We start from the raw sequence: 15518 nt of genomic DNA, 5'->3' as shown, positions 1-15518 counted from the left end.
CCCGCCGCGCGAAGTCCACGCCGATTTCGAAAAATTGCGTCTTGCTGCATGATTTAGTCGGTCAAGTCCCTGTCCGAAGAACGCAAGGCCCCTCAGCAGCACGAGCACAGCCAGACAACCGTTGACGAGCACAGCCAGACAACCGTTGAACAGACCCCCTCCGGCCGTTGCACTCCGCACCCCGTCGCGTCCCCCCATGACCCGAGCATGCCGGTACCCAGACCGGCTAGGGGGCACGGGTGTCCGAGCTGTTACTCACTCCGCCCCTGCCCGAAACCACTCACCCCGAGCTCGTTGGCTGGTAGTGCCGAAGGCACGGCGCCGGTCACCCGTCCTCCCGCTTGTCAGAACTTGACCGACCGGTGGGCCGGCCGGCGCGAGACCTCATGCGCGAGCAGGGGGGCGGACGCGTCCTGCCCAGGCAAGAAACGCCTCGGTGTCGCCGGTGGTGAGGAGGCCGGTGCCGACACCGCGGGCTACATGCGGGCGCGCTGCCGTTCTGTCGGCCGGCCGCTGCCATCGAGTTGGGCGCGCAGGAGGAAGGCGGGCAGGTCCCGTTCCGGGGCGGGGAGATCGTCGACGGAACCGTTGACGGGGGTGGCGAGGATGTCGAAGACGGTCTCGGCGGTTGCCTTCTTCGCCTCCGGCTTTCCGCGGTGAAGCTCTTCAGATCCCGGTCGTACACAAAGCGCCGGATTCCGAAAATCGCCGACCGTACGAGTTGCGCCACCGACCGCCCAGAACCAGACACTCGATCAGTGAGCGACAGTGAGCAGTGACAGGCATCACCCTTAGGCCAGAGCAAACGGTGTACTGTGCACCGGGAATCTCTTGCCACAGTCGTCTCGATTTAGTAACTTTCAACCAAGGGGAATGGGGGCGGTTATCAGTCGGAAACAAGAGTGCGCAATCACCTCCTTTTGCTGAGAGCACCCGCACATCAAAGTCAGCGATGAGACCGACCTCCGGAGGGGAAGATGCGAGAGGCGCAGGACCAGGCCACCGATCCTGTGGAGCATGCGCTGCTGCAAGCACGTAATCTCATCGATTCGGCTGTTCTGGAATTCCGCTCCCTTCCCGCACCGCGTTTCGTGGAGCTGTCCGCCGGTCCGCCGCACGAGACGCGCGGTGCCGCCATGGCGGAGCTGGTGGCGCGGGCCCGCCGCACCGTGCTGGTCTCGCTGTCCGGCAGAACCGGGCAACCGGCGGCCGTGCGCACCGTGCTGGGCGACCTCAGGGACCGGGCCGCGGCCGGGCCGGGCCGGGTCACCGTGCGCCTGCTCGGGCCCGTCTCCGCGCTGCGGGACCTGCCGGCCTGGACGGCCGACCTCGCGGAACCGCGGGTGACCGCCCACCCGCTCGCCGAGTCCCTCGTGGTGGACGACACGGAGGCGCTGACCCATGCGCCGGGCGACACCCCGAGCGATCTGCTGGTGCGGGACCGGGCCGCGGTCAGAGCGCTCGCCTCCCTGTTCATGGGGGCCTGGGACGCCTCACTGCCCTGGTCGACCTATCTGCGGCTGGACGCCTACCTCTCCACCGACTGCGCACGTGAGGTCCTGGGCCGCTTACGGGCCGGATCCAGGGACGCGGTCGCGGCCCGGGAACTGGGCATGTCCCTGCGCACGTACCGCCGGCACGTCGCCAGGATTCTGGAGTGCCTGGGCGTCAGTTCGCGCTTTTCCGGCGGCACCCGAGCAGCCGAATTACAGCTGTTCGATATGGCCTGAAAGGAGTCCCGTGTTACCGACCGCCATAATTCTGGAGCAGGATCTGCTCAAGGTCCGGGGCCTGGTGGAATCAATGGCCGCCCAACGGCGGAGTCAGGCGGCCAACGACTCACGCGCCACCCAACTCTCCCTGAGTCCCGAAGCCCTGGAAGAAGCGTCCGGAAAGCTGATGTCCCAGGCTTCAAACAACATCTGCCTAATAATCGGCGAACGGTCGGAGACGACCACTGCCGTGATAGACGCCTTTCGCCGGGTCGCCCCGCTGCTGGCCGCGGATGTCACCGTACGGGCGCTCGTCCCGCCGGTCACCCGAACCCGGGGCGCGGTGACCGCGCTCGTTCCGGAAAAAGCCGAGGTGCGGCTGGCCGCCCTCCCAGGGCTCACCGCGGTCATCGCCGACGGGACGTCGACCCTGGTCTCGAACGCCTCGGGCGACCCCTCACTGATACGCAACACGTCCGTGGCCACGAACCTGCGCGCGCTCTTCGACACCGTCTGGTCCACCGCGACGGTACTGGACGAGCACGTGCGCCTCCGGGAACAGCCCCACACCGAGGAACTGCGACGGGTCCTCGGTTGTCTGCAGGAAGGACTGATCGACGAGGTCGCGGCCAGAAAACTGGCCATGTCGGTGCGCACCTACCGGCGGTACGTCGCCGACATCATCGCCCTGCTGGGCACCAGCTCCCGGTTCCAGGCCGGAGCCAGGGCGATCGAGACGGGCCTGCTGCCACGCCGGTCGACGCGCGTAGCGGACAGACCCGTCCCGGTGCGCACCGTCAGCGCCGGATCTCCAGAGTGCAGCACTTGACGCTGCCGCCGCCCTTGAGCAGCTCGGACAGGTCCACGCCGATGGGGTCGAAGCCACGCTGCCGGAGCTGACCGCTCAAGTTCTGTGCGGCCTCGGGAAGCACCACGTGCAGACCATCGCTGACCGCGTTGAGACCGAAGACCTCGGCGTCCTCCGGCGCGACGAGCAGGGCGTCGGGGAACAGCCGGCGCAGGACCTCCAGGCTGCCCGGCGTGAACGCCTGCGGGTTGTACATGATCTCGTCGCCTTCCAGCACGGTCAGCGCGGTGTCGAGGTGGTAGTAGCGGGGGTCCGTCAGTTCCAGGCCGATGACCGGGCGCCCGAAGAACTCCTGCGCCTCCTGGTGTCCCTCGGCGGTGCTGCGGAAGCCACGGCCAGCAAGGATCCAGCTGTCGGTGACGAGGAAGTCGCCCTCGCCCTCGTTGACGAACTCGGGCTCTCTCGTGCGCGTGAATCCATGGGACCGGAACCACTCCAGATAGGCCGGGCCCTCGGCGGTGCGCTCCGCGTTGCGGAACCGGGCACCCAGTACCTTGCCGTCCACCACGGTGGCGCCGTTGGCCGCGTAGACCATGTCGGGCAGGCCGGGCAGCGGGTCGATGAGGTCCACCGTGTGGCCGAGTTCGCGGTACAGGGCGTACAGCCGCTCCCACTGGGCGACCGCCAGCTCGCTGTCGACCGGCTTGGCGGGATCCATCCAGGGGTTGATGGAGTACGTCACCTCGAAGTGCGTGGGTCGGCACATCAGGTAACGGCGGGGGCGGAAGGTGCGCTCGGGGGTGGTGGGCGCGGTTATGGACGTCATGTCGCTCCAGATTCGGGTGAGCAGGACGGACCGGGGGTGCGGCACGGTGGTGCCGCACCCCCGGGAGCGAGAGGGAGGGGCCGGGGCGCCCGCGGATCAGCGGGCGTCGGCCAGAAGCTCCTCCATGTGGGGGAAACGGGACGCGATCGGGTCGCCGGTGAACGCCTCGTCCCAGTCGGTGTCGGCGAGATAGACGTGCAGGGCGGCGAAGTCGGGCCGCTCCCCCATGTCGAACCAGTGCCGGACGCCGGCGGGTGTGCACACCAGGTCGCCCGCTTCGGCGATCAGCACATGAACGGTGTCGTCGCCGGCCAGACGCAGGTAGAAACCGCACCGGCCCTGGGCGAAGAACCAGACCTCGTCGGAGCGGTGGGTGTGCTCGTCGAAGTAGCGGTCCCGGGACCGGCGGGCCTCGGTGGCCCACTGCGGATCGGAGTCGTCCGGGGTCATCCGGACCACCTCGACGTGTCCCAGACCGCTCTCGGCGCAGAAGCGGTCCGACTCCTGCCGGTACAGGCCCAGCACGTCACCGTCGCCGGCGCCGGCCGGCAGGTCCTTGACCGGCCACCGTTCGAAGCGGGCACCGTGTGCGCCGAGCTCGGCCGCGATGCGGTCGGGGTCCTGGGTCGTCAGCACCGGCTTCACCTCGCCCGTGGCCGGCAGGACCTGAAGCAGTGTCATGGCAGTCGCCTTTCGAAGGAGTCGGTTGCGGCACGGCGCCCGGTCACCGACCGGGCTCGAAGTGAAGGGCGCTGATGAAGCAGTCACGGGGCTGGTTGACCGCGAAGGTGACGCACTGCGCCAGGGACTGCGCGGTCAGGGTGTCTTTCGCGGTGCGCGAGGCGCCCTCCCACTCGGGCGACAGCGGGTCGATGTTGTCGAAGTCCGGCGGGAACAAGGAAATGACGCGGATGCCCTCCGCGCGCAGCCGCTTGGACAGGATGCCGGTGAACGCGGCCTGCCCGCCCTTGGCCGCGTAGAACGCCTCATGGCCCGAGCAGCCGGTGTGGTTCGGCGTGGCGGCCGCCGACACCAGGGTGACGATGTCGGGCCGCTGCGAGGCCCGCAGCAGCGGAAGGAAGTGCTTGACCATCAGGACGGTGCCGCCGGCGGACGCGGTGGTGGCGAGGATGTCGGCGTCGTCCGCGCTGGTCAGGTCCTCGCTCTCCAGCCAGTTGGCGCCGTTGTTGATGAGCACGTCGACGGCGCCGGCCCGTTCACGGACACCGGCTGCGAAGGCGCGTACGGACTCCGGGTCGGTGATGTCGCAGGCGAACGCGTGGACCCGGTCGTGGCCGAGGTCGCGGATCTCCTGCGCGGTGCGGCGAGCGCCCTCCAGGCTGCGCGCGGAGAGGAACACCTCGGCGCCCTGCCGGGCGAAGATGATGGCCAGGGTGCGCCCGAAGTCCCGGGCGGCACCGGTGATGACGACGCGGAGGTTCTCCATGTGGTGGTGCCTTTCAGATCGCGAGCGGACGTCCGCTCGTTCGGAAGGTGACCTTCGCGGGGCGGCCGTGGCCCCGGATCAGCCGCGGTGCGCGGAGCTTCGGGCGTCAGGCGCCGGCGCCCGCGGTTCCCGGTCCGCTCCGGACGCCTGGCGGACCCCGGCGAGGCTGCCCCAGAGAATGAAGCCGGTCAGCAGCAGCACACCGATCAGGGTGTGCACGGACTGGTGGAGACGGGGGTCGAAGAACTGGATGCCGAACGTCAGGATCAGATTGCTGCCGAACAGCAGGGACACCGTCATCGGCTCGGTGCGGGTGATGCCCACCTGGAGCAGCAGCAGGGTGCCGGCCACGCCCAGGCCGAGGGCCAGGAACAGCCCGATGTTGGTGCCGGTGTAGGGGGCGGCACTGTCCCGTACGAGGAAGAGCACGAGGGTCGATACGAGGAGCAGCGGGAACCGGCAGGCCATCATCTGCCCCGGCCTCATCCCCGCCTCGCCCAGACGCTTGGTGTAGAAGGTGTTGCCCGCCACCGCCGCGGCGGTCAGCACACTGGCCACCACACCGAGCGCGAACCCGCCGGAGGAGACGGATCCGGTTCCCGACGAACCCGTCAGGGTCATCACGGCGAGGTAGCTCATGGAGACCAGCACACCCAGCGAGGAGAAAATCTCCGCCCGGGAGGGACGGGACTGCGGACGGAGCCGTCCGCCCAGCAGGATGGTCAGGACGGGCACCATGCCCACGATGAGGGAGTTGGCCACCGCCGGCTCGAACACCTGCAGGGCGTAGAGCACCGCCACCCAGCTCAGGGTGGTCGTCACGTTGTACGCGAGGACGTCCGGCAGGCTGCGGCGGACGGCCGCGAGAAGCGCCCGGTGATCCCGGCACAGCACCAGGTAGAGCACCTGCGTCACGAAGAAGGCGTTGAACGCGTAGAACTCGGGGCTGATGTCCTGCACCAGACGGCCCTCGACCACCGACTTGACCGCGTTGGCCACGCAGTAGCTGAGCACCAGCAACGGTCCGACGGCAGCCCCGGCCCGTCGTGCCCGCCCGGCCGGGTCAGGCGATGTCATAGAAGCCTTCTCCGTCCAGGTAGCGCACCGTCGCGTAGTCGCGCAGGAGCACGTCCTGCACGGGGTGCGCCAGGTCGACCAGCATCGGCACCGTGAAGTCGTCCACGCTGCGCCGGATCGGTTCGCCCGGAGCCACCCAGATCTTCGCCTGGTGGAAGCTCTCCAGCGCCTTGACCTCCTCCAGCCTGGGGTACCGCAGCAGCGTGCCGGAGCGGGGCGCGATCAGCGACATCGACGAGACGTACTCGCGCACGGCGTACGGCTCGCCGGCCCGGGCCCGGAACCGCTCCGGGTCGGTGTACGCGTCGGCCGTCCACTCCAGCTGGCTCTCCCCCACCGCCCCGCGCACCAGCTGGGGCAGGTCGCCGCCGCACAGCCGGGCACCGGTCTCGATCAGGCAGGGGCCGTCTGGGGTCAGCTTCAGCTCGGTGTGCGCGGGGCCGTGGCGGATGCCCAGGGCGTCCAGGACGGAGAACGCGTACCGGGTCAGCGTCTCCTGCAGCGGGCCGTGGCGGTCCAGCAGCCATGCCCCGTCGAGCAGGTCGCGCACCCCGTTGGCGTTGATGTGGCTCGTCTTCCAGATGTCGCAGACCTGGTGCACGCCGTCGAGGCTGACCGTGTTGACGTAGTACTCGCCGCCGAACAGGTACTCCTGAGCCAGCACCTCGTCGTTGCGGGTGGCCAGCGCGCTGTCGGTGCCGAGCAGGGACCGGAAGGCGGAGCGGACCTCGTCCGGGCCGTCGCAGAAGAACACCCCGTCGTTGCCGGCGCTCTTGACCGGCTTGAGCACCACCCGGGCGGGCGCGCCCTCGCCCGCCCCGGCCCGGATCGCCGCGTCGTACCAGGCCAGCAGTTCGTCCTCGTCGGAGGTGAGGATCTGCCTGGCCGTCCGCAGCCCGGCCTCCCGCACCATCTCCCCCATACGGTGCTTGTCCCGCCGCGCGGAGCTCAGCTCGGTGCCGTTGGTCAGCAGCCCGAGGGCCTCGCTCAGCGCGTCGGCCAGTTCCACGCCGCTCTCGATGCCTGCGAGCAGGGCCACCGGCTCGTGCTCGGCCAAGCGGGCGGCGGTCTCCTTCAGGTCGCCGCCGTGCACCACCTCGGTGTCGAAGTCGCCCGGAATGAAGGAAGGCGCGTACACCGCGGGCACGACGGGCGTGCTGCGGACGTGGACGCAGGTGAAGCCGCGTCCCCGGAACAGGGGGGCGAGTCGGCGCCCGGAGGAATAGGCGTCGACGATGGCGACCCTGCGACATGCTGACATCTGCGTTCTCCCGTAGCGTGCTTGAGGACTGCTCATCGGCCCGAGGCGTGGGGGCTCACCGGCTGAGGGGCTGCCGGTCATCGGCGGTGACGGAGAAGACACCCTCCCGATTGCGGTTCTGGCAGTAGTCGATGTCGGCGAGAAGCACGTCCTCGTCCTGGTGCCTCAACAGGATGGCCGCCGATCCGCCTTCACCAACGGTCGCGGTGATCGTTTCACCTGGAGTTGGCATGAAGATGTCACCGGCGTACGAGCGCAGGGCCCGGATCTCCTCCAGTCCCTCGACGCGCACCAGCCTGCCCGCCTCGCGGGCGACGAAGGCGTAGTCGGCGACGAAGCCCGGGGCGGACGGACGGCCGGTCGCCGTCCGGGAGCCGCCTGCCAGCGTGGCCGCCTGGTCGGGCAGGCCGAGCAGGGCGCAGAGCTTCGGCAGCGGGTGGCCTGCCGCCCGGGCGGCGAACTTGACGACCTTCAAGGTCCCCTCCGCGCCCGTGACCACCTCGAACGTGACGGGCCCCGAGGCCAGGCCGATCCCCTGTGTCACGGGCGCCAGCCGGTGCTCCAGTTCGCGTTCCCGCAGCGAGCCGGGCGCCAGGTTCACCACGCTGGTGAGCAGCGACCGGGGGCCCTCCTCCAGCGAGAAGCACCGCCAGGCGTCGGTGACGAAGAACGCGCCGTCGAGGACGACACCGTTGACGAAGCACGGCGTGCCGGGCACATGGTCGTGGGCGACCACCCGGCAGCCACGGGCCCACAGCCGCCGGATCTCGGGTTCGGGCAGCGCGGCACCGGGCCGGCACAGGACGGCGGAGCCGGTGTCGTCGGAAATCTCCGGCCGCAGGACCACCGTACGGTCCCGCCGGTCCGCCAGATGGGCGGTCAGCTCACCGGGGTCGGACAGGACGCGCAGGTCGAAGGCGAGGTCCGGGGTGGCTGCGGCCACGGCTTCGTGCTGACGTATCTTGCTGAGCCACGGGTCGGCCACCACGGTGCCGGCTTCGGACACGGTCGTCTCCTTCGGGTTTCTCCGGTGGGGTGTACGGATCGCGCCCGTCCGCAGTCAGGGCGAAGGAACGGTCAAACAGGCTCCGTTGGGCTCCTTCGGCACGTGGTGCAGCAGGTAGTCGGCCGCCACCCGCGCCCAGGTCTCGGGCCCCGGGTACCGGGTGTGCTCGTCCGGCAGGCAGGTGGCGAGCATGTCGGTGTCCACGCCGCCGCCCGGGTCGACGGTGACGGCGGTGACGCCCGGCAGCAGCGCCTCGGCCTCCTGGGCGATGGCCCGGGTGAAGCCCTCGACGGCGAACTTGCTCGCGGTGTAGGCGGCCAGCATTCCTCGCGGGTTGCGGCCCCAGCCCGAGGACACGGCGACGAAGGTGCCGCCCGCGGCGATGCGGGGCAGGAACGCTCGGGCCAGGGTGTAGACGCCGACGACGTTGACGTCGACGGTGGTGCGGAAGTCCGCCGGGTTCGTCCGCCACACCGGCGTCTGGGGGCTGATGTACCCGGCGTTGGCGATGACCAGGGCGGGCGCGCCGAGTTCCCGGACGGTCCGCTCGGCCCAGTCGTCGACGGCGTCGGCGTCGGCGACGTCGGCGGCGGTGATCAGGTGGCCCTCGCCGAGGCCGGCACGGAGCCGGTCCAGGGCCTCGTGGTCGCGGCCGCAGCCGGCAACGGGGTGGCCCAGCTCGGCGAAGCGCCGGGCCAGGGCTGCGCCGAGCCCTCTGCTCACCCCGGAGATGACGATGGGCGCGGTCGGGTCCGCGGTGGGTGCCGTGGCGGTGTCGGTGGAACTCATCGGGTCTCGTTTCTCGGCCTGCGGGACGGCGCGGAGCGCGTTCAGCCGGTCTGTTCGAAGTGGAACGCCTTGATGAAGCAGTCCCGTGGCTGGTCGATCGCGAACATGACGCACTCCACGAGGGAGTGGGCGGTCAGCTTGCCGCCCGCGTCGCGGGGCGTCGTGTCCCAGTCCGGGCCCAGCGGGTCCGGGTTGCTGAAGTCGGGCGGGTAGAGCGAGATGACCCGTACGCCGTGCGGCCGCAGCTGCGGTGACAACAGGTCGGCGAGCCCGGCCTGCCCGTGCTTGGCGGCGTAGAACGCGGCGTGGGCCTGGGTGCGGTGGTTCCCCGGCAGCCCGGCCGACGAGATCAGGTTGACCACGTCGGGCCGGCCGGACTTCGCAAGCAGCGCAAGCAGGTGCTTGACCACGAGGACGGTGCCGGTCACGGTGGAGGCGACCGTGGCGGCGATGTCCTCGTCCCCGGCGGACCCGAGATCCTCACCGGGAAGCCAGCGGGCCCCGTTGTTGACCAGCACGTCGATGTGGTCGGTCAGCGCGGCGACGTCGTCGGCGAACGCGCGCACCGAGGCCGGGTCCGCCAGGTCGCACCGGAGGGCGTGCACCCGGTCGAACCCGAGGCCGCGGATCTCGTCGGCGACGCGCCGGGCGGCCTCCAGGCTCCGGGCGGAGAGCAGGACCTCGTCGCCTCGGCGAGCGAAGTGGATGGCGAGTGTCCGTCCGAAGTCCCGGGCGGCTCCGGTGATGACCACGCGTCGGTCGCGGGGTTCGGGGGCGGCCTGATGGCCGTTGTGAAGTATCACTGTGGGTTCCGTGTCGGAGTCGGTCAAGGCGTGCGGGCCGGATTCTGCTGCCCCGCAGGACCCTCGTACGTCCCGGCGACGCTGAGCAAGCCGTCGGGATCCAAACCGGCCGCCACCAGCACGCTTCGGCCGTCCGTGCCCTCGAGCACCTGGGCGGGCGGGAAGAATCCGTGCCCCGTGACGAGGACGAAGTTCATGCCGACCGCCTGGGCGGCGAGCAGGTCCTGACGCGAGTCGCCGAGCAGCACCGTCTCCCCGGGAGCCGCGCCCACGGCGGTGAGCGCCGTGGACAGCCGCCGCGCCTTGGGCTCCTCACCGCCCAGTACGGCCTGGAACTCGCCGACCAGCCCATGCCCGTCCAGGACCCGTTCCGCCTCGGCGGTCAGGGTGCCGGTGGCCACGTAGAGCGGCAGCCCGCGGTCGGACAGGCCTCGGACCAGCCGGTCGGCGTCGGGGCACAGTGGCGCCTTGGGGTAACGCTCGGCCAGAAGCTCGGCGTAGCCGCCCGCACAGCGCTGGTAGAACGTCTCAAAACCCTCCCCCGTCGCCTGTTCTCCGTCCAGGTAGTCCCGGTGGAAGGCGAGGAAGTGCTCACGGCGGGAGCGTCCGAAGGTCCGGCGGAACTCGTGGACGTAGACGTCCACGAGTTCCGGACCGAACTCCGCGAGCGCCTCGCGGATGCACTCCACCTTCAGCTCGTTGGAGTCCACCAGCACACCGTCGAGGTCGAACACGACGAGGCGGTGGGCGGCCAGCGCCTGCTCCAGGGGTGCGCCGGTGTGGTCAGACATCGGCATGGCGCAGGGCGTCCTCCAGCGACGCCGGGGCGAACGACGTATTGCGGTTGCGCGCGAGGAAATCCAGGGCGCGCAGCTTGATCTCCACGTCCCGCTCCACGCTCTCCTCCAGGCGCTGGACGTAGGTCGGGTGTATCCGGCGCATGCCCGCGATGGCGTAGAGCGCGCTGGCACCCCAGCGGTACTTGTGCATCAGCGGCTCGAACCGGCGGGCCACCAGGTCCAGCATCGGCTGCAGGGACCGCTGTTCCGTCCCGAGCGCCGCCAGGAGTTGCTCCATCCTGGTGTTGCCGGCGCCCCGCCCCATACCGAGGACGGTGGCGTCCAGCCAGGTGGCGCCCGCCTGGGCCGCGGCGAGGGTGTTGTGCAGCGCGAAGCCCTGGTTGTCGTGGCCGTGCAGACCCACGGGGGCGGCCTGGCCGGCGCGGAACTCGTCGACCAGTTCGGTGATCTTGGGGGCGTGCAGGGAGCCCAGGGAGTCGGCGACGTACACCGCCTCCAGGGGGCCCATGCCGGCCACCAGACGGACCAGTTCGGCCACTTCGGCGGGGCTCGCCAGGTCCACCTGCATCAGGTTCAGGCAGACCCCGAAGCCCGCCTCGCGCAAGGAGGAGACGACCTCGGTGACGCCGGCCGTCCTGCTGTGGTGCACGGCCACCCGTACCAGATCGACCGGCAGCGGCCCGCCGGCCAGGAGGTCCCGCAGGCGCGGGCCGGCCCCGGATGCCGGGACCTCGGCCAGCGCGGTCGCGTCCGCCATGACGGCGAAGCGCAGGCCGTGCCCCTCGGGCAGGGCGTCGCGCAGCGCGGGAGTGACACCTGACGGGTACCCGCCGTAGGGGCCGCGGTCGCTCGGGGAGAACTGGGTGTATCCCAGCTCGACCACGTCCACGCCGGTCGCCACGCAGGCTTGGAGGTACTCCTCGACCAGGGTGTCCTCGAACTCCCAGTTGGTGTAGTAGCCACCGTCGCGCAGCGTGCAGTCCAGGACCGTGACGTCCGCGCGGGTCACGGCACTCACTTGTCCTCCAGGTCCGGCAGGGTGCTGGTGAAGTCGACGTGGTGGATCCGCCGCATCGGCGCCCAGTTGAGGCGTCCGTCGTTGCCCGGGTGACGGACCAGGAGGCTGCCGCCGCCGTCGTGCATCATGTCGTCCCATTCCTGGACCCGGGGGTGCAGGTCGTTGGCGCGGAGGAAGTCGTGGACGGGCTCGAAGTGGTCCTCGGCCTCGACGTACATGAAGAGCGTGAGCGGATCGATGTAGAAGATCTGCAGCTTGCGGACGCCGATGGTCTCCAGGGCGCCGCCCGGTCCGACGATCTCGGGCCACACCTCGCGGTGCAGCGCGATGTACTTCTCCGCAGCGGCCTCGTCACGAAGGCGGATGGTGAAGGCGTGGTTCTTCATGGGGCGAGCTCCTTGGCAAGGGTGAGCAGGTGCCGATAGGTGCGGTGGACCTCGGTCCAGGACTCTTCGTCGAGGACGTGGCGGCTCGGACCACGGACATAGGTGGTCTTGATCAGGCCGCGTTCCTTCAGAAAGCGCTTGGCGATCGACAGGTAGTAGTCGGTGCTGTTCATCATGTGGCACATGAGGTATGACAGCGGATAGCCGATCCGTTCGGCCTTCTCCCGCTCCCCGGCCTCCAGCAGGCGCCACAGGGTCACCACGATCTCGGCGATCTCGGTCGCGGGGATCGTTCCGACCAGGCCGCGGCGGTGGCAGTCGAGGAGCATCATGCCGCCGTCGCCCTCGAAGATGCGGGCCCGTCCGCCGGTGGCGTCTCGCAGTTGGCTGACCCTCGGCGGCGACGGCTGGGCCTCCGGCTTGAACAGCACCCGCTCGGGGCCGTACCTCTCCAGCAGCCGGGCCTGGGTGCCGATGGTCAGCGGCAGCTTGGCCAGGCTCTTGGCGTGGTGGACGATCACGGGGATCCGGACCGACTCCACGACGCGGGAGTAGTACTCCACCATCCCGTCCTCGTCCAGCGGGATCGTGGCCGGGTGCATGACGAGCAGGGCGTCCACCCCGACGTCCTCGGCGTGCCTGCTGTACTCGACGGCCCCCTCGGGCGTCTCGGCCCCGGTGCTCATCACGGACACGCCGCGTCCGTCGGAGGCCTTGGCGCACAACTCGGCGACGCGCATCCGCTCGGTGTGCGTCAGCCGCAGCACCTCCGAGACCTGCCCGACCACGAACCCGTCGCAGCCGACGTCGAACATGTGCTCCGTCTGGAGGAGGAAGTCCTCCTCGTCGAGGGCGCCGTCGTCGGTGAAGGGCATGATGACGACCGGCAGAACCCCCTTGATCTCCTTGGTTCCGTGGGGCCGTTGCTGACTCATCGGTCTTCTCCGTTCCTCTCGCGCGGCCCCTGCGGCGCCGTCCGGCCGATCACGCGACACCGGCCAGGCGTGCGATCTCGGCGGCGGCCCAGGGCGCCATCTTGAATCCGCCCCCGTTGAAGCCGGTGGCCAGCAGCAACGCGGGCTCGTCCGGGTGTGCGGCGACGCGGGCGCGGCCGTCCGGGGCCCAGCACTCCGCGGCGCGCAGCCCGCCGAGAGAGCGGCTGCCGGGGAGCCACCCCCAGCGCCGGGCGCCCGCCTCGGCGGCCAGCCGGGACTGGGCCGCGTCCACCGGTTCCCGGCCGGGCGGTGAGGGCAGCCGGTGCTGCGTGGGGTGTCCGACGTACACGCCGCCGGAGTCCGGGTCGGGCCGGCCGTTGACGTCGTACTCGTCGTCGGTGTAGGCGGGCTGGTCGGGCACGGGCCCGTCGGGCAGGTACAGCTCGACCTGAACGGCCTGGGCCCACAGGTCGTGCGCCAGTCCCCAGGAGGTCAGCAGGTGCGGGGTAACGGCTCCGGTGGCCAGGATCACCCGGCCGGCCCGGACCGCTCCACCGGTCGTGCGCACCCCGGCGACGTGGCCGTCGCCCGAGCGCAGCAGGCTGTGCACGGCGACGCCTTCGAGGACGGTGCCGCCCCGGCGTCGGCCGGCGCGCAGGAAGCCGCGGGTCACCTCGGCGGGGTCCAGCCAGCCGGACTGAGGTTCCCACACCGCTCCGGTGGTGGCCGGCCCGGCCATCAGGTGGCCGAAGCGCTTGGTCACCTCCTCGGCCTCCAGCCAGGTCACGGGCAGGTCCGCGCCGAGCCGGGCCGCCTCCGCGCGGGCGTGAGCGGCGCGGTCCGGGCGCGGCAGGTACAGGAACCCGCTGGTGTGGAAGGTGGCCGGTTCACCGGTGTGCTCGGCGAAGCGGCGGAAGTAGTGCCATCCGGTGACCGCCCGGTCGGACAGGACCGTGTCGTCGTGGTGGCAGCGGACGATGCCGCCGCTCCAGGCCGTCGTGCCCAGCCCGCTGCGGTGCTGCTCGACGAGGGTGACCCGGGCGCCGCGGGCGGCCAGTTCGTGGAAGACGGCCGTTCCGAGCACGCCCGCGCCGACCACGACCACGTCGGCCGTGTGGCCGGACTCAGTCATGCACCGCCCCTTCCAGGGCGAGCGGTTCGTCGTCGCTGTCCCTCGCCGTCGCGCGATGGTCCAGGACGGAGCGGAGTATCTCGCCTGAGCGGACCGCGACCATGGACAGCAGCGACGAGGTGATGCCGTGCGTATGCTCGGTGCCTCCCTGGACATAGATCCCGGCACTGTCCAGGCCGTCGACGGTGAGCCGGTAGTCCCGGCCGACCCGCAGCCGCCCGGCGGCGTCCCGGGCGCAGTACGGGGCCAAGCCGCCCAGCGGGGACAGCGGGTCCTGTTCGGCGTAGCCGGTGGCGAACACGACCGCGTCGGCGGTGACGTCCTCCTCCGCGCCGGTGGCCTGCGAACGGACCCGGACGGTGACACCCGCTCCCTGGTCGCGCACCCCGGTGACCTCGCTGACGCCGCGGATGTGCAGGCGGGTGCGGCCGCGCACCTTCTCCTGGTAGGACCGCCGGTACAGCTCCTCGATCAGATCGAGGTCCACCACCGCGTAGTTGGTGTTGCGGTGGTAGGTCATCAGCCGTTCCTTGGCGGCCCCGTCTGCGTCGTAGTAGACGTCGACCGCCTCGGGGTCGAAGACCCGGTTGGCGTACGGGCTGTCGTCGGCCGGACTGTAGCCGTAGCGAGCGAAGACCGCCTCCACCTCCGCCTGCGGGTAGGTGCGGTGCAGGTACTCGGCCGCCTCCGCGGCGCTCTGCCCGGCGCCGACCACCACGAACCGGCGGGCGTCCGCGGCGCGCCCGGCGAGCCGGGTCAGCAGTTCGCTGCTGTGCCAGACGTTCGCGCCGGCCTGCACCCCGTCGGGCATGCGGGGGCGCAGACCGCAGGCGACGACCACATTGCGTGCCCGGTGCACGGCGGTGCCGGCGGATCCCTGGACGACCACTTCCAGAAGGTCGCCTGCCGCGCGCACCTCGGTCACCTCGCTGGAGTACGAGACCAGATGGTCGACTCCCGCGGCGGCCCACTCCAGGTAGTCGTGGAACTCCTCGCGGGTGGGGTAGAGGATCTTGTGGTTGATGAAGTCCACCAGCCTGCCGCGTGTGTGCAGGTAGGAGACGAAGGCGAAGCGGCTGGTCGGGTTCCGCAGAGTGACCAGATCCTTCAGGAACGACACCTGCATCGTGGCGCCGTCGATGAGCATCCCCCGGTGCCAGCCGAAGCTCGGCTGCCGCTCCAGGAAAAGTGCTGTGACCGCCTGGTCGCGTGGCGCGCTCTCGTTGTGCTCGTCAAGGGCGATGGCCAGGGCCAGATTGGCGGGCCCGAAACCAATTCCCACAACGTCGTAAACCGGCGAGAGATTGTCGCGCGGATTCCCCATCAAGACATTTCCTTCCCGTCGGGCCGTTGGTTCGATATGCCATTGCCCGAGGCGATTTGGACGCTATCCCGAATCCCGGCCGAGTAGTCGACGGGTAGCGGAACGTGGCAGCGGGCTGCCATCCACGGGACTCCACACCCCACCAACTTGTCTGAAATAACTAGATATTTCACTCCTTGTGCATGACATCTTCC

At 70.4% G+C, this 15518-nt stretch carries 16 protein-coding genes; 2 read left to right on the top strand and 14 right to left on the bottom strand.

Translation table 11 applies throughout. From position 1 onward, the window contains the following. Nucleotides 1-977 precede the first annotated feature (977 nt). A complete protein-coding gene (locus tag ACZ5TL_RS03150; RefSeq protein WP_468587034.1) occupies nt 978-1730 on the top strand; it encodes a hypothetical protein in 753 nt (250 codons plus the stop codon). A gap of 10 nt (nt 1731-1740) precedes the next feature. Then, nucleotides 1741-2541, top strand: a complete 801-nt coding sequence (locus ACZ5TL_RS03145) for a hypothetical protein (RefSeq protein ID WP_468587032.1) — start codon at nt 1741-1743, stop codon at nt 2539-2541. Here ACZ5TL_RS03145 and ddaH read toward each other — a convergent pair. The 14 genes from ddaH to ACZ5TL_RS03075 all read right to left on the bottom strand — a co-directional run bounded on the left by ddaH (nt 2510) and on the right by ACZ5TL_RS03075 (nt 15324). Continuing rightward, nucleotides 2510-3346 carry a dimethylargininase gene (gene ddaH, locus ACZ5TL_RS03140; protein ID WP_468587030.1) on the bottom strand — a complete coding sequence of 279 codons (837 nt, stop codon included), beginning with the start codon at nt 3344-3346 and terminating at the stop codon, nt 2510-2512. The two genes, ACZ5TL_RS03145 and ddaH, sit on opposite strands and share 32 nt — an antisense overlap. Nucleotides 3347-3442: 96 nt before the next feature. After that, nucleotides 3443-4027 (bottom strand): cupin, encoded by a 585-nt coding sequence (locus tag ACZ5TL_RS03135; RefSeq protein WP_468587028.1) that lies wholly within the window; start codon nt 4025-4027, stop codon nt 3443-3445. A 43-nt stretch (nt 4028-4070) separates the two neighbouring features. Further along, the gene (locus ACZ5TL_RS03130) at nt 4071-4793 is read right to left on the bottom strand and encodes an SDR family oxidoreductase (RefSeq protein ID WP_468587026.1); all 723 of its coding nucleotides are present in this window, start codon (nt 4791-4793) and stop codon (nt 4071-4073) included. A 78-nt stretch (nt 4794-4871) separates the two neighbouring features. Further along, nucleotides 4872-5870, bottom strand: a complete 999-nt coding sequence (locus tag ACZ5TL_RS03125; RefSeq protein WP_468587024.1) for an EamA/RhaT family transporter — start codon at nt 5868-5870, stop codon at nt 4872-4874. After that, complete coding sequence (locus ACZ5TL_RS03120; RefSeq protein ID WP_468587022.1) at nt 5857-7131, bottom strand: ATP-grasp domain-containing protein; 1275 nt, start codon at nt 7129-7131, stop codon at nt 5857-5859. The genes ACZ5TL_RS03125 and ACZ5TL_RS03120 overlap by 14 nt, the downstream gene beginning before the upstream one ends. Nucleotides 7132-7186: 55 nt before the next feature. Continuing rightward, entirely contained in the window at nt 7187-8137 is a 951-nt protein-coding gene (locus tag ACZ5TL_RS03115) for a hypothetical protein (RefSeq protein WP_468587020.1), read from the bottom strand. A 54-nt stretch (nt 8138-8191) separates the two neighbouring features. Beyond that, nucleotides 8192-8926, bottom strand: coding sequence for an SDR family oxidoreductase (locus ACZ5TL_RS03110; RefSeq protein WP_468587018.1), 735 nt, complete (start codon nt 8924-8926; stop codon nt 8192-8194). Between the two features lie 41 nt (nt 8927-8967). Further along, entirely contained in the window at nt 8968-9729 is a 762-nt protein-coding gene (locus ACZ5TL_RS03105; protein ID WP_468587016.1) for an SDR family oxidoreductase, read from the bottom strand. A 23-nt stretch (nt 9730-9752) separates the two neighbouring features. Continuing rightward, nucleotides 9753-10526: an HAD family hydrolase gene (locus tag ACZ5TL_RS03100; RefSeq protein ID WP_468587014.1), complete on the bottom strand. Its 774-nt coding sequence runs from the start codon at nt 10524-10526 to the stop codon at nt 9753-9755. Beyond that, entirely contained in the window at nt 10513-11547 is a 1035-nt protein-coding gene (locus tag ACZ5TL_RS03095; RefSeq protein ID WP_468587012.1) for a beta/alpha barrel domain-containing protein, read from the bottom strand. Before ACZ5TL_RS03095 ends, ACZ5TL_RS03100 begins: the two co-directional genes overlap by 14 nt. Further along, nucleotides 11544-11933 carry an L-rhamnose mutarotase gene (locus ACZ5TL_RS03090; protein WP_468587010.1) on the bottom strand — a complete coding sequence of 130 codons (390 nt, stop codon included), beginning with the start codon at nt 11931-11933 and terminating at the stop codon, nt 11544-11546. Before ACZ5TL_RS03090 ends, ACZ5TL_RS03095 begins: the two co-directional genes overlap by 4 nt. Then, a complete protein-coding gene (locus ACZ5TL_RS03085; RefSeq protein ID WP_468587008.1) occupies nt 11930-12868 on the bottom strand; it encodes a dihydrodipicolinate synthase family protein in 939 nt (312 codons plus the stop codon). The genes ACZ5TL_RS03090 and ACZ5TL_RS03085 overlap by 4 nt, the downstream gene beginning before the upstream one ends. 49 nt (nt 12869-12917) lie before the next feature. After that, nucleotides 12918-14000 carry an NAD(P)/FAD-dependent oxidoreductase gene (locus ACZ5TL_RS03080; protein ID WP_468587006.1) on the bottom strand — a complete coding sequence of 361 codons (1083 nt, stop codon included), beginning with the start codon at nt 13998-14000 and terminating at the stop codon, nt 12918-12920. Next, a complete protein-coding gene (locus ACZ5TL_RS03075) occupies nt 13993-15324 on the bottom strand; it encodes a lysine N(6)-hydroxylase/L-ornithine N(5)-oxygenase family protein (RefSeq protein ID WP_468587004.1) in 1332 nt (443 codons plus the stop codon). Before ACZ5TL_RS03075 ends, ACZ5TL_RS03080 begins: the two co-directional genes overlap by 8 nt. Between the last annotated feature and the right edge of the window lie 194 nt (nt 15325-15518).

The sequence above is a fragment of the Streptomyces sp. NPDC033136 genome (assembly GCF_055578235.1).
Note: the sequence above shows the minus strand (reverse complement) of the source record. Positions and strands in the feature narration are given on the sequence as shown.